Annotated in this window: 20 protein-coding genes and 1 riboswitch; of the genes, 7 read left to right on the top strand and 13 right to left on the bottom strand. The window is 41.1% G+C overall.

The genetic code is table 11. The features are described from left to right. Window positions 1-83: 83 nt before the first annotated feature. The gene (locus tag CSV68_RS08735) at window positions 84-1,763 is read right to left on the bottom strand and encodes an FAD-dependent oxidoreductase (RefSeq protein ID WP_099661921.1); all 1,680 of its coding nucleotides are present in this window, start codon (window positions 1,761-1,763) and stop codon (window positions 84-86) included. 437 nt (window positions 1,764-2,200) lie between these two features. On the opposite strand from CSV68_RS08735, the gene CSV68_RS08730 reads away from it, so the two are divergent. Continuing rightward, complete coding sequence (locus CSV68_RS08730) at window positions 2,201-2,974, top strand: SDR family NAD(P)-dependent oxidoreductase (RefSeq protein ID WP_099635220.1); 774 nt, start codon at window positions 2,201-2,203, stop codon at window positions 2,972-2,974. Between the two features lie 103 nt (window positions 2,975-3,077). On the opposite strand, the gene CSV68_RS08725 is transcribed toward CSV68_RS08730, so the two are convergent. The 5 genes from CSV68_RS08725 to CSV68_RS08705 all read right to left on the bottom strand — a co-directional run bounded on the left by CSV68_RS08725 (window position 3,078) and on the right by CSV68_RS08705 (window position 7,108). Continuing rightward, window positions 3,078-3,998 carry a hypothetical protein gene (locus tag CSV68_RS08725; RefSeq protein WP_099661920.1) on the bottom strand — a complete coding sequence of 307 codons (921 nt, stop codon included), beginning with the start codon at window positions 3,996-3,998 and terminating at the stop codon, window positions 3,078-3,080. A 366-nt stretch (window positions 3,999-4,364) separates the two neighbouring features. Continuing rightward, a complete protein-coding gene (locus CSV68_RS08720) occupies window positions 4,365-5,030 on the bottom strand; it encodes a hypothetical protein (RefSeq protein WP_099635218.1) in 666 nt (221 codons plus the stop codon). Window positions 5,031-5,293: 263 nt separating this feature from the next. Further along, window positions 5,294-5,443 (bottom strand): hypothetical protein, encoded by a 150-nt coding sequence (locus CSV68_RS17305; protein WP_099635217.1) that lies wholly within the window; start codon window positions 5,441-5,443, stop codon window positions 5,294-5,296. Between the two features lie 155 nt (window positions 5,444-5,598). Next, window positions 5,599-6,519 carry a S66 peptidase family protein gene (locus CSV68_RS08710; RefSeq protein WP_099661919.1) on the bottom strand — a complete coding sequence of 307 codons (921 nt, stop codon included), beginning with the start codon at window positions 6,517-6,519 and terminating at the stop codon, window positions 5,599-5,601. Window positions 6,520-6,844: 325 nt separating this feature from the next. Further along, the gene (locus CSV68_RS08705; RefSeq protein WP_099635215.1) at window positions 6,845-7,108 is read right to left on the bottom strand and encodes a hypothetical protein; all 264 of its coding nucleotides are present in this window, start codon (window positions 7,106-7,108) and stop codon (window positions 6,845-6,847) included. Between the two features lie 267 nt (window positions 7,109-7,375). On the opposite strand from CSV68_RS08705, the gene CSV68_RS08700 reads away from it, so the two are divergent. Next, window positions 7,376-8,446: an SLAC1 family transporter gene (locus tag CSV68_RS08700; RefSeq protein WP_099635214.1), complete on the top strand. Its 1,071-nt coding sequence runs from the start codon at window positions 7,376-7,378 to the stop codon at window positions 8,444-8,446. Between the two features lie 134 nt (window positions 8,447-8,580). Here CSV68_RS08700 and CSV68_RS08695 read toward each other — a convergent pair whose 3' ends face one another. Genes CSV68_RS08695 through CSV68_RS08680 form a run of 4 tightly spaced genes read right to left on the bottom strand, consistent with a single transcriptional unit; the run spans window position 8,581 to window position 11,372 of the window. Continuing rightward, entirely contained in the window at window positions 8,581-9,021 is a 441-nt protein-coding gene (locus CSV68_RS08695; RefSeq protein ID WP_099661918.1) for a disulfide oxidoreductase, read from the bottom strand. Continuing rightward, window positions 9,021-9,695 carry a DsbA family protein gene (locus tag CSV68_RS08690; protein WP_099661917.1) on the bottom strand — a complete coding sequence of 225 codons (675 nt, stop codon included), beginning with the start codon at window positions 9,693-9,695 and terminating at the stop codon, window positions 9,021-9,023. The genes CSV68_RS08695 and CSV68_RS08690 overlap by 1 nt, the downstream gene beginning before the upstream one ends. 24 nt (window positions 9,696-9,719) lie before the next feature. Then, window positions 9,720-10,814, bottom strand: coding sequence for a copper resistance D family protein (locus tag CSV68_RS08685; protein ID WP_099661916.1), 1,095 nt, complete (start codon window positions 10,812-10,814; stop codon window positions 9,720-9,722). Beyond that, window positions 10,815-11,372, bottom strand: a complete 558-nt coding sequence (locus CSV68_RS08680; RefSeq protein WP_099661915.1) for a copper resistance CopC family protein — start codon at window positions 11,370-11,372, stop codon at window positions 10,815-10,817. A gap of 229 nt (window positions 11,373-11,601) precedes the next feature. Here CSV68_RS08680 and CSV68_RS08675 point away from each other — a divergent pair, with 229 nt between their 5' ends. After that, a complete protein-coding gene (locus CSV68_RS08675; RefSeq protein WP_099661914.1) occupies window positions 11,602-11,925 on the top strand; it encodes an ArsR/SmtB family transcription factor in 324 nt (107 codons plus the stop codon). A 149-nt stretch (window positions 11,926-12,074) separates the two neighbouring features. Beyond that, a riboswitch (M-box (ykoK) riboswitch) is annotated at window positions 12,075-12,240 on the top strand. Window positions 12,241-12,415: 175 nt separating this feature from the next. Then, window positions 12,416-13,777: a magnesium transporter gene (gene mgtE / locus CSV68_RS08665; protein WP_099661912.1), complete on the top strand. Its 1,362-nt coding sequence runs from the start codon at window positions 12,416-12,418 to the stop codon at window positions 13,775-13,777. A 76-nt stretch (window positions 13,778-13,853) separates the two neighbouring features. On the opposite strand, the gene CSV68_RS08660 is transcribed toward mgtE, so the two are convergent. Further along, window positions 13,854-15,113 (bottom strand): cytochrome P450, encoded by a 1,260-nt coding sequence (locus CSV68_RS08660; RefSeq protein ID WP_099661911.1) that lies wholly within the window; start codon window positions 15,111-15,113, stop codon window positions 13,854-13,856. Between the two features lie 318 nt (window positions 15,114-15,431). On the opposite strand from CSV68_RS08660, the gene CSV68_RS08655 reads away from it, so the two are divergent. The 3 genes from CSV68_RS08655 to CSV68_RS08645 are packed head-to-tail and all read left to right on the top strand — an operon-like array spanning window position 15,432 to window position 18,106. Continuing rightward, window positions 15,432-16,568 (top strand): betaine/proline/choline family ABC transporter ATP-binding protein, encoded by a 1,137-nt coding sequence (locus CSV68_RS08655; protein ID WP_099635308.1) that lies wholly within the window; start codon window positions 15,432-15,434, stop codon window positions 16,566-16,568. Next, window positions 16,561-17,214, top strand: a complete 654-nt coding sequence (locus CSV68_RS08650; protein WP_099635309.1) for an ABC transporter permease — start codon at window positions 16,561-16,563, stop codon at window positions 17,212-17,214. The genes CSV68_RS08655 and CSV68_RS08650 overlap by 8 nt, the downstream gene beginning before the upstream one ends. 1 nt (window position 17,215) lies before the next feature. Then, window positions 17,216-18,106: a glycine betaine ABC transporter substrate-binding protein gene (locus CSV68_RS08645; protein WP_099635310.1), complete on the top strand. Its 891-nt coding sequence runs from the start codon at window positions 17,216-17,218 to the stop codon at window positions 18,104-18,106. Between the two features lie 133 nt (window positions 18,107-18,239). On the opposite strand, the gene CSV68_RS08640 is transcribed toward CSV68_RS08645, so the two are convergent. After that, the gene (locus CSV68_RS08640) at window positions 18,240-18,923 is read right to left on the bottom strand and encodes an FG-GAP-like repeat-containing protein (RefSeq protein ID WP_099661910.1); all 684 of its coding nucleotides are present in this window, start codon (window positions 18,921-18,923) and stop codon (window positions 18,240-18,242) included. Window positions 18,924-19,131: 208 nt separating this feature from the next. Continuing rightward, window positions 19,132-20,226, bottom strand: coding sequence for an S-layer homology domain-containing protein (locus tag CSV68_RS08635; protein WP_099661909.1), 1,095 nt, complete (start codon window positions 20,224-20,226; stop codon window positions 19,132-19,134). Window positions 20,227-20,425: the final 199 nt, after the last annotated feature.

The following is a 20,425-nucleotide window of genomic DNA, read 5'->3' as shown; positions in this document are numbered from 1 at the left end:
CCCCCGTTTCAAGATGTAGACCATTCCGTTCAGTCATCAGATAAAATCTGATGACTGAACGTATTCAGCCCCCCTTTGACACCTTAAAGTGTAACTCCGGACTTCGCTTTCTCTTTGCAATGAAGGGCTGCGATATGACCGAATGTCATACCGGGTCCAATTGTTGCGCCTGGCCCCGGATAAGATTCGCCCATGACGGCAGCCGAGCAATTACCGCACGCGTACAGTCCTTCAATTGGCGTGCCATCCTCTTTCAGTACACGGGCATGTGTGTCGATGACGACTCCGCCTTTCGTTCCAATATCCCCTGGATAGATCTTCAATGCATAGAAAGGTCCTTTGTCGATCGCATCGAGGTTCGGGTTTTTCAATGTGGGATCGCCGTAGTACTGATCATGCTTCGTTTCGCCACGATGGAAATCCAAATCCTCTCCCGTCTCCGCAAATCCATTGAACCGCTCCACCGTCTTCACCAGATTCCCTTGTGGTATCGCCAATTGCTCTTCCAATCCTGCAATCGTTTCACTTTTTAGAACCACATGATGTTCATAGTATTCTTTAGGGAAATCTTGTCCTGGGAACAAGCCCGCGAAGAGATGACGTTTCTTCGCTTTATGGTCTAGAATGATCCATGAATGAATGGCCTTTCCACCTGACTTTTCATTGTGCGCATACATAGTGTCCACAAATTCATGGTAGGGCGTTGGCTCATTAATATAGCGATTGCCATCTTGGTCTGTAATAATCATAGACGGAATGGCGCGGTCCGCCACTAAGAAGAATGGCTTACCTGTATGATCAATGATCGATGGCGCGCCCCATACCTTATCCATGAAGCCGAGTTTCGCACCAAGCTCCTGAGCAGGCTCCAGTAAATCCCCCGTTTGCCCTTGCGGAGAAGATGTCCACGTTTTATCCGTCGGTGCCGGAAGATACTTCTCACGGAACGACTGTTTTTGGGAGAATCCGCCCGACGCAAAAATGACTCCCTTCGATGCTTTCACACATGTTTCTTTACCATCTTTCATAATCTTGATACCGCTAATTTCATCGTCTTCGATAATAAAGTCGATAAATGGGCTATCTAGCCAAAGCTCGCCGCCAAGCTCTTTGTATGTCATCGCCAGTCTACCGATCAACGCTTGACCCAAAGCAGAATAATTGGCTCTCAAAACCAAGTGCTTGACCAAACGCCAGCCGAGCGTCAAGCTTCTCTTCTTTCCTGTCCACGTTCGAGTAATCATATTAATATGTCGGAAATCCTGCCCTGTCATGACAAATCCTTTCGTATCCATCGCAGGTGCCTTCATCTGCCCTCTCCAACCGCCGAGCTTGTTAAGATTAAAAACCGTAGGCTCGATGGAACGCCCTTCACCTTTACCGCCTGCTAAGTGAGGATAATAATCTGAGTAGTCTTTGGCGTACGTAAACCGCATATGCTCGGACGTTTCATGGAGATAATCCATCATGTCGATGCCTTTCTTCAAATAGGTCTCTTTCATCTCATCCGACGTTTTGTCACCGACCGTAGAATCCAAATACGTCTTTGCCTCCTGGAAACTGTCCTGTACTCCACCTTTAACCAAATACCGGTTATTCGGAATCCATACCCCGCCTCCCGAAAGTGCGGACGCCCCGCCAAATACTTTTTCCTTTTCAATCAAGACCGTCTTCAAGCCTTCTTTCTTTCCCGTGATCGCGGCCGAAAACCCCGATGCTCCTGAACCAACGACAATTACATCATATTCATAATCCCACTCCATAAATAAATCCCCCTTTTTTAAAAATTATCAATGTATACATATGGGCAACTTAGTCTTCTACTAGTCTAGTCGAAGCTGATTGCCCCTCAGCCTGCATTTAAATTATATGCATGTACATGACATAATATTTTGTATACTTTGTAAGAAATATACTATTCCCTCAATACTGGGCATGAAACGCTACTATATTTTATTTCAAGATATACAGATACACTTTTCAAAAAACTATCACTAGTACTTACCTACTCTTGATATTTCTGAATTGTTTCTGAATTGTGTGGGGACCTGGTACCGTTCAAAACTGCATAGTTGATTTCCCAATCAATTGGGCGTATGTTGTTCAATAGAAAACGCAGAACGCAACCTCGTTCATTGAACAAATAGTCGTAAATGTGTATGGAACCCAATAAGAACATTAACAAAAAGGAGTGTTTTTCATGGCAGGAGTTATGGAAGGTAAAGCAGGACTAGTAACAGGATCGGGTTCAGGTATCGGTAGAGCTACCGCCATTGCTTTAGCAAAAGCGGGCGCGAAAGTGATGATCTCTGACGTTAGTGAAGAGGCTGGACAGGAAACCGTACAACTGATTCAAGATCTTGGAGGAGAAGCGGCCTTTTTCAAATGCGACGTAAGTGATGAGGAACAAGTAATCGGACTGGTCAATCAAACAGTTGAAACTTTCGGCAAGCTAGACTTTGCGCATAATAACGCAGGCATTAACAAAGGGTTAAAGCCTATTGGGGAAATGGATTCGAAGGACTGGGATATTACGCTAAAAGTCAATCTCTATGGCACGTTTTACTGCATCAAGCACGAAGTAAACGCTATGCTTAAAACGGGTGGCGGCGCGATTGTCAACACAGCATCCGGTGCGGGCATTGAAGGCTCACCGAACATGGCGCCTTATACTGCATCTAAACACGCTATTGCAGGTCTTACGAAATCAGTGGCTTTAGAATATGGCCAACAAGGCATTACGATCAATTCTATTGCTCCTGGCGCAACGATTACACCGGCAATTGAAAGTTGGTCTAAAACTTCGCCCGAACAATACCAAGGTGTACTCGCTTCACTTCCAGCTGGCAGAATGTCTACCGCAGAAGAACAAGCAAACGCTGTAGTATTCCTATGCTCAGACCTCGCGAAATCAATTAGCGGCGTCACACTTGCGGTGGATGGCGGGTATACAGCGGGTAAAATGCAACAATGATGTAGGTGGATTTTAAAAAAGAGTGGATCAGGTGTATAGCCTGGTCCACTCTTTTTATTGCCTTTGAATTGTTTCTACATTGTGTGGGGACCTGGTACCGATCCTACTCTGAATCAGTAAGATAAGCCCAGACAACAAACACACTCACCGCCAACAAGATGATATACATATACAACTCCCAATACGTAAATGCCTGAGCAACATCCCATATAGAATGATCAGGCACAAACACGTCGTATGTATTAGCATTCCGATATGAGATTGGTAATTTGTCTCCGATGCCATATTGCTGATAGGTGTGTCTCGTTACATCCTTCAATACTTCGAAAGTGTGTCCCGCCTGATCCTTAAAAGAGATTGTCAGTTCATACTGCGAGTCTTCATATCTACGGTACGTAGTATGCGAAAACTGATCCAAAATGGTGGCCTCAGTCTCCGTCTTTCCAACAAACTGCAATTTACGAATCAAGTTCCATACAAAACGGCCCGAAATGAAAAGAAAGAACAGAACAATGATTCCTGCATTTCGCCAGGCTCTTTTCCTTACACTCCATTTTTTCTTACTTTTAACACGCCGTTTGGAAAGCATCTTCCTTTCGAAACGATCCACTGCGGGAATAGAAAATATTAGGGCAACTAGACAAAAGAAAGTCAAAATGCCAAAAATGATAATAGCCAACAAGTAGTACAAGCTATCAATCGCAATATCACGAGCTGTCGAAAAAGTTGCGGTACCCGTCATGTAACCGCTAAGGGAGTCGCCTATTTTACTATTCTCCATCTGATTCTTTGAAAGGCGGTTAAGACGACCCGGCTCTTCTCCATTTGGTAATCTAATACGAACATAATAAACGGGAGGCGTAAATAAACCTTTAGCTCCTACCTTCTCTATGATCGTTACTTCTTCTGACTGAATAGAGCGTAAATCATATTCATCCATATAGGAATCTTTCATGACCCAAGTAAGAAGACTAAATAATAACGTGATTACCGTAAATCCGGCTGCTTCTTTTATTCGTTCCATCTTACACGCTCCCTAACTATCCTACTAACACTCTATCAAATGCGAACAGTAAAACCCACCAGTAGTTATACCGATGGGTGATCACTATATATTCTTTCTCTTGAAATCCAATAAAAACAATGTCTACCACAGAAGATCAAGTAAACGCAGTGGTAATTCTACGCCTAGACCTTGCAGAGGATGACGGATAACATGCAATAATAAGGTATACAAAAAGAGTGAATCAAGTAAAGTCCGATCCACTCTTTTTTATGGTCTTAAAGGAAGTACATATTGATTTTAAAGCAGTAAACTACAACTATCGCCTACCGACTCCCCATACATTCTTAAATTGTTTCTACATTGTACGAGGACCTGGTACCGATCTCACGAATGTAGCTTGCTTTGAACTAAACTCCAAGACTCAGGATCGTTCAACTCATTAATATCCACTTCGAGATTGCTACCTAAATAAACCGTCTCTCCTTGGATAGCGACAACCATCGCCTGAAGAATCGGATCTTTTGTGTTGCATTGGTACACGTCGCCTATTTTAATTTTATGCGCTTTAGGCACATTGATCTTCGTCTTTTCATTTACTTGCTCCGTAATATAATCCGCATCTGGAATTTCCATATCAATAATATTCGCACCGTCTTCAAGCCCAGGCATCATCACCCAATACTCGTTATGTTTAATACCATTGGATTTATTACTGATGACACCATGACGTTCAATCGAAGATACCATTTCAATCGCATGTAGATGGTGATGATCTAAAGAATCTGGTTGAGGATTAATGATTAAAATATAATCGCCTACTTTAGCCTTCTCATCTTTGTGCAATGTATATCGTTTATGATTCACGACAAAACTGTCCAAATGTTTAGGTTTATACAAATTAATTTCTTTAGCCGTAGCCAGCTGTTGTTCAAAGTCTTCTAGTCGGATCAAGTGAACGGACTGCTTGAAAAAAGCTTTTACAGAATAGACTTTATGCAGCTTATTTTGATAATAAACGAATTGGCCTTTTCTAACATTTAAGAGATTCAATATAATTCACACCTTGTTAAGTATTTTCCGCAGTCTACTGCCTTTTCATGCAGAATATACCTTAATCATATCAACAATTAGTGGTTAACGATATAAAATTGAATTATTCATAAAAAGATTTTATTAAAGAGTAGAAGGATGAAATACAAAAAAACTCCCCATAATAAATGCTGAGAGTTTTCCATGGATAAATAGGCAAGTCAAGTACCAGATGCCAGTACAATGCAGAACCGTTTCTGCGTTGTACTGGCATCTGATCTAACTTATTCATCCGCCTGTTTTTTCTTCTTTTCCAAATACGCTGTACGTATTTTATCAATTTGTTGCTTTTTATCAAATTGAGCTGGCTTGTTTTTTTCGTGATACTTTGCCACAGACGCCTTGCCTTTACTATCTAGTTGATACTTCCCCATTGTTTTCACCTACTCTTCTCATCTTCTTAGTAGACCATCTATTCAACACAAGGATGATACCTTAATTTACTGAAGTAGACCTTCTTACTTTATAAGTATACCCTAAAACTCGCGTATATTAGCAAAATATAATGAATTTCATGCGGACCTGTCACCTACTTTACAACCGGCTCCGTCACCGTTAACGTTCGATTCACCGTATCCATACGAACACTGGTCCCTATAGGTACAGTGGCTTTGTAGAAGCTATGTGCGCTCGCTAGGTTGGTCAATAAAGGTTTGCCTAGTGGAACTATAAATTCATTGATCAAATCCACATAACTTTTCCCATAGGCAGAATCACAGTTCGTACATTGTCCCATAATGATGCCTACACAATCATCAAATTTCCCTGCCATCGCTAAGTGGTTTACGTAACGATACACCGTATTAATCGGTTCATGAGTTTCTTCCAATAGAAGAATCCTACCTTCTGTATTGATTTCATAGGACGTACCTAATGTGCCTACGAATGACGTGAGGTTCCCACCTACAATCGGTCCCGTGACATTTCCCGGAACTAATCCAACCAGTGGAACTTCAGGCGGGTTCATAATTTGCCAAGGTGCCGTGACATTTGATGTCGCCGCAAAGAATTGATTGAAATTATATGCAGGGGTCCCCGCCTTAAAGTCTAGCAACAGCAAACTTTGAAAACCGATGAGGTCGGCATATTCAAACAACACATTCAATAAAATCGTAATATCGCTATATCCCGAAACAATTTTCGGGTTTTGTTTAATCACATTAAAATCAAGGAAAGGTAAAATACCTGCCACTCCGACGCCTCCGCGAGTAGGTAAAATCCATTTCACTTCCGGATTCTTAAACATCTTCATTAAATCCGAAGCCCTTTGTTGAGGCGTAGCCGCAAGAAATCCATTTGCCGAATACACATGTTCACCTACCACGACTTTATACCCCATCGTTTGCAACATCCGAATCCCTTCCGTAATGCGATTAGCTGCGAGCGGACTTCCAAGCGTCACGATCCCCACCGTGTCGCCTCTTTTTAATTGCTGCGGTTTTGTTGCCATGCACTAGTCACTCCTCTCCCTTTGTAAGTCGTACGAATATGTTCTTTTGTTGTAGCTTATGTTGGGTAGGCTTTTTTGGGCACTGGCAAATGGCTCACTGGTGAACGGGAACGAATGGAACACAGCACAGCGAACGGTCAGCAAACAAACGGCAGCAAACGGTACCAGGTCCCCACACAATTCCGGTTCAATTCAGAATAGTTTCCAATTTGTGTGGGGACCTGGTACCGAAAAAAATAAAAAAACTCCGCCAGTTCACACAAACCAGCGGAGTTTTTCCTTTAGAACATATGGATATGTAGTTTGGCACACAAGTATCTGAAAATCAGTTACCTACGATATCTAGGCACCATGTGAAATTTTCCCATGCAGAATTCCAGCCGTTGAATAGCTCGTGCGAATCATCCCAACGAACCTCAAATTTCTTCTGACCATCTACCTCTACTAAATACAGTGCCAACGTAGAGTCTTTCTTAGCTATCGCTAACATCATACCATTTTGAAGTTCTTCTTCAGTAAACGGTACATCTGAAACCGATCGCAACTGTGCTTGCTCGAATACTTGCTTGTTACCGATTCTATAATTCATACAGACCCTCCACTAAAACTTTTATTCTTTATATTCATTCATACCTCTTCCGTAATTTATAGAAGTACAGAAGTACATTTTATACTTATTTACTAGTGAAATCAAAGATGAAGTGTATTGGATGAATTCAATATACTTCATAAACGGTGCCAGGTCCGCACACAACTCTAATTCAATTCAGAATTGTTTCTGATTTGTGTTGGGACCTGGCACCGTTTATGATATGATTTACGCAAAAAAAGAAATCCAAAGCAAAGGGATGCAACTATGTTTATATTCTTATTTATCGCTACTCTCATTCTGGCATTCACCGGTAAACATCTCGGACATAAGCCAGTGATTTCCACAGTTGCCGGCGCCCCCCTTATGTCGATGGGCATTGCATTAAAAAGCGTCGTTTTCATATATTTTCCATCTGCAACCACCATCGTATTTTACGTAGTCATTGCAGGCGCATTTTGGATCTTAATTCATTACCTATTCGATTTGTTTCATAGAGACTTTTATTTGCTTCATGTGAAAGATCCCATATCGAGTTTTTCGATTGGCACTTGGATTGCATCTGTTTCAATTATTCTTATTTTGCTGTCGGACAACGACATGGCCGGTTCAATGAACATTCTATTCTACATAAATCTCACGTTTTGGTTTATTTATATTGGACTCGTTATTAGAAATTATATGTTCATTTTCACAAATCTGAAAAAGTATATACATCAAATACATGGCGGATTGTTACTGACATGCGTATCCACTCAATCTATTGTTATTTCGGGCTATCATGTGTTGGATGGCGCTGAATGGACAGGCCGCGCTAATACTCTACTTGTTATTGGTTCATTGTTTTATATACTGAACTTTTTGCTGATTGTGTTCCGTTATGTAACGGCTTCAGATAAAGATTTGACGGTCAATTGGGTCAATACGAATTGTATTTTACATGGTGCTTTGTCCATTACAGGCGTGGCACTTACATTCGCACACCCTACAGCTTTCTCCCTCATGTATATCGTTTGGACTCTTTCATTCGTATTTTTCCTTGTCATCGAAACGATTGAGATCATATGGGCTTTTCAACGAATTCGGAAACTCGGCTGGCGTCATGGCCTCTTTGACTATTCCCCGACGCAATGGGCTCGCGTGTTTACATTCGGCATGTTCCTTTTCTTCACGGAACGAATTCCTACCGGCCATCATCCATGGATCGACGCGTTGGCACAGCCACTGCAACTCTTCTTGCCGGTTGTGATTGTACTATTAATTGCCGTAGAAGTTACGTTGATGAGCTTGCAGACTTATCGTACACTACGGGCGGAGAGAACGGGAACAATTGCTTAACGGTGCCAGGTCCCCGCACAATTTCGACACGATTCAGAATTGTTCCCGAATCGTGTCGGGACCTGGTACCTTATTCAAAAAAAAGAAGCCAAAGATCGACATTCGACCACTTTGACTTCTTAAAACAGCATTCTTTATTCATTTACCTTTTTGGGTTTAAGAAGAAACATACAGACAGCAATTGTTACAAAGGCCATTAATGCCAAAAATGGAATCGTAACAAACCCAAACCAATTGATGTACGCGGCATTACAAGGTACTCCGCTTACGCACGGCTTGATACCTCCAAACCCCGGTATCTTCTGTTCTAAGTAGTGCATGAAGGAGATGCTTCCTCCAATAAGAGCTAGCGGAAGCACAAACTTTTTAACAGTATTGTCATTCTGAAAAGTAGCAATCCCCAATAGTAATGTAAGTGGGTACATAAGTATGCGCTGATACCAACATAACTCACATGGAATATAGCCTTTAATCTCACTGAAATACAGGCTCCCAAACATGGCAACTAGCGAAACAACCCAAGCCACATATAATAGGAATTCCTGTGATTTAGATTGGTTTTCTTTATACTTCATCAGTCTTTATCCTTCTTCGCTTGCTCAATTGCGGACTTAATCGCTTCGTAATCAAATGGGTCTTCCATCATTTTTCCGTTTATCACAATAGTTGGAGTCATGGCAACGCCGACTTCCCTTACTAAATCTTCGTCGAGTTTTACTTTCTCCATAGTCGCTTGTTGGTCCATGTCTTCTTTTAAAAGTGTCTGATCAATCTCAGGGAAATCACTCGCAATTTCAAGAATTCTTTCAGGAGTTATCCACTCGGCATCATGATTTTCAGCTGGCTGTGCATCATACAATGCGTGATGGAAATCCCAGTATATACTAGGACTACGCTCCAAAACGGACTCAGCGGCGATCGAACCTAAAATCGATTCATCACCGTGGAACAATACATTCACGAATGAAAATTGCACTGTACCTGTTTCGATATAATCCGTAACTAGCTTTGGATAAATCATTTCCCCCCATGCTTTACATGCAGGACATTTGAAATCACCAAATTCAACTATCGTTACAGGAGCATCTTGATCCCCAAGTGAAGGTTGCCCAGTGATATCGATTTTCTTTGTATCCGTTGGTAAGGTTTCTTCTTTATTGCTAAATACAACAACTGCCGCCAATATTGCGACTGCCAATAGTGTTAAAATAACCACAAATTTCATATTGGAATTCTTATTCTGTTTCATCAAATACCTCTTCTCTCATCGTTATTATTGCATGCTAGACATGAATCCAAAATAGAGCGATAGAACACTGAATATCCCCATGAAAAACGGAGCAATTGCAGGCGTTTTTTTCTTGAAGCTATATACGATTAGCCCCATGAAGATCATGGCTACAATAAAAAATAGAATGTTTAATGTGTTAAAACCAAATTGCAAACTCATGGAAGGTTCTATAACCCCTAAATAAAAGTAATCGAAGTACGCCGAAGGACCGCTGCCTGCGAGAGTAATCTCGATACTATGCGGTGGTTCCTGTTGTCCTAAGACCCCTGTCGAAACGAACGTAAATAATAGAAGCACGCTTTCGAACTTCAACCACGGTATAGGATTAATTGGCTCTTGCCTTTTCAATTTACGTTTAATCCAAAACCCATTTATAAAAGCGAAAAACAGAACCGGGATGATAGTCAAATGCTTTACCAATAAGGCTTGTCCATAAGGTAGCATCCATGCATCGCTATACTCATTTACATCAATTACCAATGTCATGAGAAATAATCCTGTTCCTACAATCGTAAGAAAACATGCGATGGCCAAAGGAGTAAACCACCGTAAATAGGAAAGCCAATTCTCTTGGTTTTTTGAACACCAACCGACGATCAGGAGCATACCAATCCATACTGTCACTGCTAGAAAGTGTAAAGAGTGAATAACGAAGCCACTCCATTCGGTAAGCGATGCGCCATGACTTGCCCATCCCAATGCCAGGAGTAGGACGAAGGTGAAAGCTAATGAAATACCAGAAAGCACTTTGCTATTCAAGACTGAAAACAAGGATACAAACAAATAAAAGAATAGTGCAAGTATGAGGGTGACTGTCCATGCCTTGCCTACTTCAAACCCCGTAAGCACATTTTGCATCGTCAACAGTAGACCGATGTCTTCATAAAGAAATAAGATGACTCTAATCAGCGGTGCAGCCGAAAAGAACACAATGCCTAGCACTGCCAATTGAAGTAGCCTCTTCGAAATACGGATTTCAGGTTTCAGTCGTTCTGGAATGAATTGAATGATAAATGCGCCCATCAATAGTGAGAAACATAAATACAATAAACTTTCTGAAATATAAATCCAAATCATTTATGTTTGCCTTCTTCCTATGATCCAGCCGAAAACTCCGCCAGCAATCGTAAATAAAACGACAAGGATGATAACTAAGACATCATGTGATGCTATTTTTGATTGAACTTCAACTGGCTGCTCCACATTTTCTTCTACTCGTTCTTCAATAGGCTTGGCAGGTGTTTCTTGAGCTTCTTCTGACACTATAGGATCCTCTGAATCATCTTGATTGACTACGAATGAATAAGTTCCCTGTATCGGATGACCATCCGCACCTATAATCTTCCAGTCCACAGTATAGGTACCATGATCTAATGGAGACAAAAAACCAGCTGTCATGACATGATCATTCACGTTAATAGTACTGACGATTATTTCCTCATTCGCCTCGTTAAAGACTTTCACCGTACTTGTGGCTTCAATTTTCGTATTAAAATCCAATACAATTTCATGAACTTCTTCCAAAATCACTTCACCATCAGCTGGAGTACTGCTAGTTAGGCTGGTATGTGCGGATACGGTACTTGCCGAGACGATGAAAAACAAAATTGTGATTATGATAATATTCTTCGTCATAATTCCCCCTTCATTTCCTCTCCATAGTGCCACTACCCATTTTTAACTAGAAGTCCTACCTCTTTTAGAATACCTGTAAAAGCGGGGGGACGTACTATTCTGATTTTGTGTTTGACACTAGCAGTAGCCCTTATACAGGATTCACTATATATTTGACACTCATATTAGTGATTGCTAATGTGATAATAACAAAACGTATTAGTCATGTCTAATATAAGGAGTGATATATATGATACAAGAAAATTTAGAACTTAAAGTGAAGTTTTTACGTGCATTCGGAGACAAAACAAGGGTTCAAATATTAGAGTGCATCAAATATGAGGAAAAGACTGTCTCACAAATTGTTGAAAGTATAGAAGGTAATCAGTCAAATATTTCGCAGCACTTAGCTTGTCTAAGAGGTTGTGGAATTATTGTAGGAAGACAAGAAGGTAAATATGTCTACTATGGACTACGTAATCAACAAATTAAAGAGTTATTAGACACATTTGATCATGTGTTGAGTCAAATTGAAAACAATGTTGCTTGCTGTGAAAATCATATAAGTTCATAACGGTGCCAGGTCCCTACACAACTTCGACACGATTCAGAATTGTTCCCGAATTGTGTCGGGACCTGGTACCTGTTTGAGTGGTGTCGGTACCTGTTTGCCTTCCTTTGACAAACCAAACACCTTCCGATAGTATCTGTAATGAATTGCATAGATACCCTCGTTAGGTAAGGCTCCTGTATGGAGAAACGCTGCTGCCCAGAAACGTCCAAAGACGCCAATGGGTCAACAGGAATTATCGAGTTAAGGTAATTTTTAATGTAGCTGGATTCAATCCTATGCCATACAGTGCTAAAGCTCCACGACTGGAGGATATTTGTTTGGCCTTTTACAGTTCTTTTTAGAGAACTTTTTTCGTATTGCTTATGACAAAACACCTTCTCTTCTTGAAGGTGTTTTTTTATAGTTCATTTAAAACAAACGTATGTTATCAAAATTCCTTTTGCTGTTGTAGCCTTACCCTACGAGAGAATTAATTGAAGGAGCGTTGTATATGACTAAGTTAAGCAGAAAGACACGCGAACAATACATGAGTTTGGCGTTAGACGAGTTGAGAGAGGAAAAAATGGTAGAGTTTCGAGAAACGTTTTTAGAGCTGCATCCATCCGACCAATCGGACATTTTTATGACATTGCAGGAAGAGGAACGTCAGCGAGTCTATTCGTATGTATCCCCTCGTGAAATGGCGGATATCTTCGGGCTTTTAAAATTCCATCATCAAAAAGATGTTTTTCAAGAGCTGAATGACAAATATGCTTCCGAAATGTTTAACAACATGTTTACGGATGACATCGTCACATTCTTAACGAAGCTCAATAATGAGTTGCCGAATTCCATAATCGATAATATGGAACCCGACAAAGCCGAAAAGATCAAAAGCCTTTTATCGTATCTACCAGAAACTGCTGGATCGGTAATGACGAAGGAACTTGTGAGCATTGCGTCTACTGACAACGTGACAGATGTTCTGAATACGTTACGGATCATTGCCTCGGATGCCGAAATTATCTACTATTTATATGTGGTCGACGAACAGGGCAAGCTAATCGGTGTTGTATCGTTACGAAACTTGCTCGTCGCAAATCCTGACGAAATGATTGTAGATATTATGAATACGCGCGTCGTATCGGTCCCAGATCATATGGACCAAGAGGATGTCGGAAAGCTCATTAAAAAGTATGACTTTCTAGCGGTTCCTGTCGTCACTACAGAAAATCACTTGTTAGGCATTATTACTGTCGATGATATTATGGACATTTTAGAAGCAGAAACGACAGAAGACTTTGGTGAACTATCGGCTACTAAAGGTGCGACAGATATAAACTTAACTTCATTTGCAGCTGCTAAAAAGCGTTCTCCATGGATCATTAGCCTGATGTTTTTTGGGTTGATCACAGGTGGCGTAATTGGACGATTTGAAGAGACATTGGAGTCCGTCGTGCTACTAGCTGTATTCATTCCAATGATTATGGACTCTGCGGGTAATGTCGGAACACAATCGCTAGCGATATCCGTTCGAGGTTTGGCGTTAGGTACAATTGAAAAGAATAGTGCGTTTAAAATGGTGAAACGGGAATTGAAGACCGGTTTCTTAATTGGACTAATTTGTATGGTCGTCATTACGGGACTTGTGTATATTTTCTATAGTAATCTGGCGCTTGGTTTGATTGTCGGCTTTTCCATTTTACTAACGCTAGGAATTTCTGCTGTCATTGGCGCAATCGTTCCCTTGATCATCAATAAATTGAAATTTGATCCAGCGATCGCTTCCGGCCCATTCATTACTACGTTAAATGATATTATCGGGTTACTAATTTATTTCTCGATTGCTACAACGTTAATCGAATTTTTGTGATTAAAAATAGAGTCTGTCTACATCAGTAGACAGACTCTTTTTGCTGATATGTTGTGAAGCAAACTAAATGCACGAATTACTCTTTGAATAGCAATACTTTGCTGTTTGGATACGTTGGGAACTGATTCATTGGAATCGTCCAATCTTGCTGCGGTACGGTAAATTCGTATTTATTCACTAACTGGTCAGAAAAGACACGCAAGCTGTGAAGAGTAATCCATTCCCCCGCACAACGGTGCATTTCTCTAAACTTCCCCCCACCTTGTGCAATCATTTCATATTCTTCTTTATAGGAAATATCTTTCGCTCTTCCTACATATCGTTTAACATCGAATTGCCCCGGAGAAGTGATTGTACGCTCATCATGATTACTGCCGTAGAGATCCAATACTACAAAGCTTTCTTTCGCAATCAAATACCCGTCAATTTCTACATCATTCACAGCAATCGCCGGTAGCATTGGGAAAAATGGATAGTAACGGCGCATTTCTTGAATGAATGAATCTTGCAGTTCACCGAAATTACCCTTTACCTCTTCATACACATTTCTTTCAGCAAAGAGTGCATGCCCCATTAATGCTACCCAAACCGTCAATGCGACAGTCGGACGGATGATATTTAATAATTCAACCGCTGCTACTTCCACAGGTAATAATTCTCCATACAGATCCGTCGCGTGTGCAAATGCATATAGCGCAAGATGTTCTTTTCCTGGTACCGGGTGCTTTCGTGCTTCCTCTATGAGATCCTGCGCCCACTTTTCAGACTCATTACGATCTTTGATTCCTTTTATGTGGTCTATAGGAGATGTCACTGCGCCACTAATCATGGAAATTTGATTTCTCGCAAGTTTCTCCAACGTCTTCGAATCATATCGCTCCAAATTGATCCCCGACCATTCCGAGATGGTGTTAAACAACACTTTATTGGCCAGGTCAAATAACTCAAATTCACCGTGCTGTTTGCCTAACTCCTCAGAAACATTTTTAGCTAATAGTTCGTGGTACGCTTCCATTCTATCCGGAGACATCAAATCCATGAAATAGTTCTTGCGATGATGATGTTCTTCACCGTCTAGCGTTTGCACCCCACCTTCACCGAATAACGTTTTCAAGACTGGTTTCGGCATAGCTCCTTCTCGTTTAAAGTTTTTGGGATCATAAAATTTACGGGCTGCCTCCTCCCCGTAAACAGCAGTTACTTCTTTAGTTAAGAATTCAGCTTTCACGACTGGCGCATCCACCTCTTCGCGCAGCTCTTGCAACAAATTATATCCTTTATTCATCAGCTCTTTCACATCGGTTAATTTAACTTTTGTTTCTGGTACTTGTTTCATGACTTTCCACTCCTGTTTTATGTTCATATTTATCGTTTAGTACTTTGATGACTTAACGTTCTATTACCTGATAGGTGGTTTGGTAAACATAGTAGTAGTACCAGGTCCACACACAATTTCGGACGGATTCAGAATTGTCTCTTAATCACGCAGGGACCTGGTACCCAATCGCTTGTTGTACAAGCTTTACTAATATGTTAAGATATTTACAAAGACGACTTTCTTAATTTATTAAGGAGCCACGTCTATTTTTTAAATCCTGATTTCAAAAACGTTAAGAAATCAGGATTTACTCTTAATTACATACAGGAGGTACTTATGCTGAAGTTTGAAAATGTATCAAAAGTGTACGATGGTGGATTTCAAGCTGTGAAATCTGTCAACTTCGAGATTGCTGAAGGTGAATTACTAGTTCTCATAGGACCTAGTGGTTCAGGTAAGTCTACTACTATGAAAATGATTAACCGGATTATCCCACACACAAGTGGCAAAATTTCTATCGACGGCAAAGATATCAAATCTTACAACGCCGCTGATCTTCGCAGAAATATCGGTTACGTCATTCAACAAGTCGGGCTCTTCCCTCATTACACGATCGAAAAGAATATTTCTATTGTACCCCAATTGAAAAAATGGAGCGAAAACAAAACGAGAACACGTGTACTCGATCTACTTGAAATGGTCGGACTCGATCCGAAAATTTATGCTTCGCGGTATCCGAAAGAATTATCAGGTGGACAGCAACAACGTGTCGGCATTGCGAGAGCGCTTGCAGCGAATCCAGATGTCATATTAATGGATGAACCGTTCAGTGCGCTTGACCCCATTACACGGGAACAGTTGCAAGAAGAATTGCTGAAGCTACACAAAAAGTTAAAGAAGACCATTGTCTTTGTCACACACGACATGGACGAAGCGCTAAAGATGGGCGACCGTATTGCCATTATGAAAGACGGCAATTTACTTCAGTTAGACACTCCAGAGAAATTACTACACGAACCCGCTCACGGCTTTGTGGAAGAGTTTATGGGTAAGCATCGAATTATCCAAAACCCTGAACTGATGCCGGTTACAGAAATTATGGCAGAGAAAGTGGTCACTACTCAATCTACTACTTCTCCAGAACGAGCCATCTCTCTTATACGTCAACGAAAAATAACAGATCTTCTCGTCGTAGATGATCAAAGGAAGCTACTTGGTATTGTTTCCGCTTACGATTTAATTAAAAATTTAGATGGCATCAAAACCATTGATGACGTGATGAAACCCGCTGTACCTTTTTTAGTGAATACAGCAACAGCGAAAGATGCCATTATCATGATGGACACTTCACCGTTCGGTATGATTCCGATTGTCGATGAACACCATATACTGGTAGGGCTCGTCAACCGCGGTTCCTTACTCTCTGCGATGTCTAGTCAATGGACAGATAAGGGGGCCGATCTAGATGAATGATTTAAACATATGGCAACAACTCGTAGAACAAACGAAATTGCGATGGCCGGAAGTGCTCGAAGCAACCTCCATCCATATTCAACTCGTATTCTTCTCAATGATCCTCGCAGTAGTCATTGCAGTAACGCTTGGGATTGTCATCACACGCGTACCCAAACTGAAAACGGGAGTCCTTGGTGCAGCAGGCATTATGCAAACGATCCCAAGTTTAGCAGTACTCGGCTTCATGATCCCCATTTTCGGAATCGGCGTCAAAACAGCTATTGCTGCGCTATTCCTTTACTCTTTACTGCCTATTATGCGTAATACTTACACAGGAATTAAAGACGTCGACCCCGCCACAATAGAAGCGGCAAAAGGTATGGGCATGACGAGCATGCAAATTTTATTTAAAGTAGAATTGCCTCTTGCCATCCCTATTATTATGGCCGGCATTCGAACAGCTGCGGTCATTAACGTCGGGAACGCGACACTCGCAGCATTCATCGGAGCTGGTGGACTTGGTGACTTCATTTTCCTCGGCATTACACGTGGAATTGACGGATTGATCTTACTTGGAGCCATTCCAGCAGCGATCCTCGCGATTGCCCTTGAAACGTTCTTTGGTGGCGTTGAACGTTGGACGACGCCGAAAGGATTGAGATGATTTGAAAAACAAACTTACACTGTTGCTCGTCACGACCTTATTGGCTAGCTTATTGTCAGGCTGTATATTCAATGAAAAAGATTCACTCAGACTCGGTTCTCGAAACAATACGGAAAGTATAATTTTGTCTAATATCATGGGACAATTAATTGAAGATCGCTTAGGTGTAGATATTATTTACAAAGAAAACCTAGGCGGCTCATCCGTCGTCTGGAACGCGATGACTAACGACCATATCGACGTCATCCCAGACTACACAGGAACTATTGTCGTAACGTATTACCAAGAAGAGCCTGGCACAGCTGAAGAAACATTAGCTGCAACCAAACGACTCGTCGCCGGAGACAACATCACCGCACTCGGTACATTCGGATTCAATAATACGTATACACTGGCACTTGATGAAGAGAAAGCGGAAGAGCTTGGCCTCGTGACGTTTAGCGATTTTGCTAAAGTGTCGAACGACTTCATTCTCGGCGCCGTATTCGAATTTATTGACCGACCCGACGGATTACCTGGTTTTGAGAAAGAATACGACATCGAGTTTAAAGACGTCAAAGGAATGGATCACGGTATGATGTATCGTGCCATTGGTGCAAACGAAGTAGATGTCATCAACTCCTACACAACAGACGGGCAGCTCGCAATTGCGAATCTACGCGTGCTAGAAGATGACAAATCGTACTTCCCGCCCTACCACGCACTGCCGTTAGTACGAGATGAAACACTCAAAGAATACCCAGAACTCGAAGAAATACTCGGCCTGCTTGAAGGTCAAATCGATGAAGAAACGATGCAAGTCATGAATGGTAAAGTCGATAATGATGGAATTATGGTAGAACTCGTCGCCAAGGAATACTTGGTGGATAGTGGGTTAATTGAAGAAAAGTGAATGGAAACAGCGCACCCTCTTTTGTAGATGAGGATGCGCTGTTTTTTTCGTAGATGGTGCCAGGTACACACACAACTTCCGTTCAATTCAGAATAGTTTCTGAATTGTGTGGGGACCTGGTACTCGTTTCATGTCACTTCATATTCACACCAAATACAGACACAGTCAATCGATTCGAAATAAATTCGACGTCTTGCCACGTCAATAGATTTTCAACATATCCTAATGTATCTGAATTAGTGGGCCCAATAATACGTTGCATGGCTAATAAATCAAAATAATTGTTTGTGTTTGTTGTATTAATCGGAAATAAGCCTCCTATTCCAAGAACTCCGCCTTGAACCGGATTTTTTAATTTCCCATCACTGTTATAAAACTGAGATAAATAATCAATGCCTCTGTAACTAATGTCTATGATGAATAAAACGTTAAGTTGAGAACTTTCCACACGCACTTTATAATAATCCACATAATGTGCTTCGAATTCATACTTTTCGTCGTAGTGATCACTGTTGAACAATTCCTGTAACCTGTCATTCTTAAAGGAATAGATATAAAAAATACGATATCCCCCACTGCCGCCCGTATCCATACTTACCATAATATCAGGGACACCATCTTTGTTAAAATCGCCAAGAAATAAGCGCGGATTATAGCCCGCATTATTTTTCAGATGAACGGTTGTACTTTTAGTTGATCGTCCATCATGTATTACGAGTGTAATATTATGAGCATAGATACCTGGTGGCCCATCGAATTGACCATACAAATACACGGTGTCCAACATACCATCTCCGTTGACATCTCCCATTTTCATATCCAACAATGTATGTTTCCCGTTAACCTCAATCTCTCCTATTCAAATGTACTCGTTGTTTATTGTATGATATGCCGATAGGGTCTAGTTGATTTTCTTCTAATGAACAAGGATCCAGTTCCACTTACATAGTTGTATCTGGACCTGATACCTACTGCAAATTCAAAAGTCCCGAAACAACCAAGGATTGTTCCGGGACCTCGTATATTTACTTAGTTTTTTTCACACGTTTCACTAATCCATACAGCTCTTTCCCCGAACTGTCTACTCGTTGAATCAATCCAATATCTTTTGCGTAGTAATCGAAAATTGTCTTATTGTCCCACGGCGTATAGTTCTCAATTACCAACACGTCACGGTACTCTATAGTACGAACAGTCTTCACAGCATTCGTTTCTGTAATCCATATATTACCGAAGCTGACTGGACCGATATCGTTTTCACTGTGGGTTTGAGTTACAACAAAAGGATATGGTATATATTGATCATAATGGAACCAGTCATCGTAAGCTTCTGCGTAGGACCAAGAGTTTTGAACATAGCCTAGACGAGGAATCTTTTCATGTTTCGTTTCATTGTGTATACGCCAATAAGCTAAGCCGTTTTCTTCTTTTCTGTCATACTCATAACGATAGTTACTAGAGCCGTCTGTATAGTAATACGTATAATTCGGATCCGGCATAATATTCATTGCTCTCGTTGTAAGTGCGCGAGCTAGAAATGCTGAAAAATGCGCACGTGTAATGAGCTGATTCGGTTTGAATGTACCGTCTGGATATCCAGTAGCAATATTGTTGGACGACACCCTCAAAATATCAATGTGAAACTCCGAATGCGCTGGAACGTCACTGTACCGCGGACTTTCTTCTCCTTTTTTATGCACCTTCAAATTAAATGCTTTACTCATCAGCCTCGCCATAAATGCGCGAGAAATACTGGATTCCGGTTTGAAATTGACCGCATTTGAAAACAGACCCGCAGTATATGCCGCCGCTATTTCATTATAATAAGGATGAGATTTGGGTACGTCCTTATAGTTAGGATCTTTCAAATTCGTCGTCGGCAGATCCAGGGCCTGAACAAGCATTGCGGCAATATGCTTCTTTGCGATCGGCTCATTCGGCCTAAATTTCCCGTCCGGATAACCGCTTATAATTCCACGATCCGCCAAGTAATTTACTTCCACGTACAGTGACGAAGTTTTCTTATGCATGTCTTTAAAACTTGCAGCTTGTACATCCTGCATCGTTCCCGTTACAGCCATGAGAAAAATCACACACACCACAATCCATTTTTTCAACAATAGATGTCCTCCGTAAATTCATTTTTTGCGCACCTTATATATGTATGAATATCGCGAGGTTCATATGAAAAATAATTAGGATATCAGATCCACACACAACTCCAGATCAATTCAGAATTGTTTCCAATTTGTGTTGGGACCTGGTACCGTGTCTTAAGAAAAGTGAATGGAAACAGCGCACCCTCTTTTGTAGATGAGG

The organism is Sporosarcina sp. P29 (genome assembly GCF_002743265.1).
In the GTDB taxonomy this organism is placed as follows: Bacteria; Bacillota; Bacilli; order Bacillales_A; family Planococcaceae; genus Sporosarcina.
This window is presented reverse-complemented; position numbering and strand designations above follow the sequence as displayed.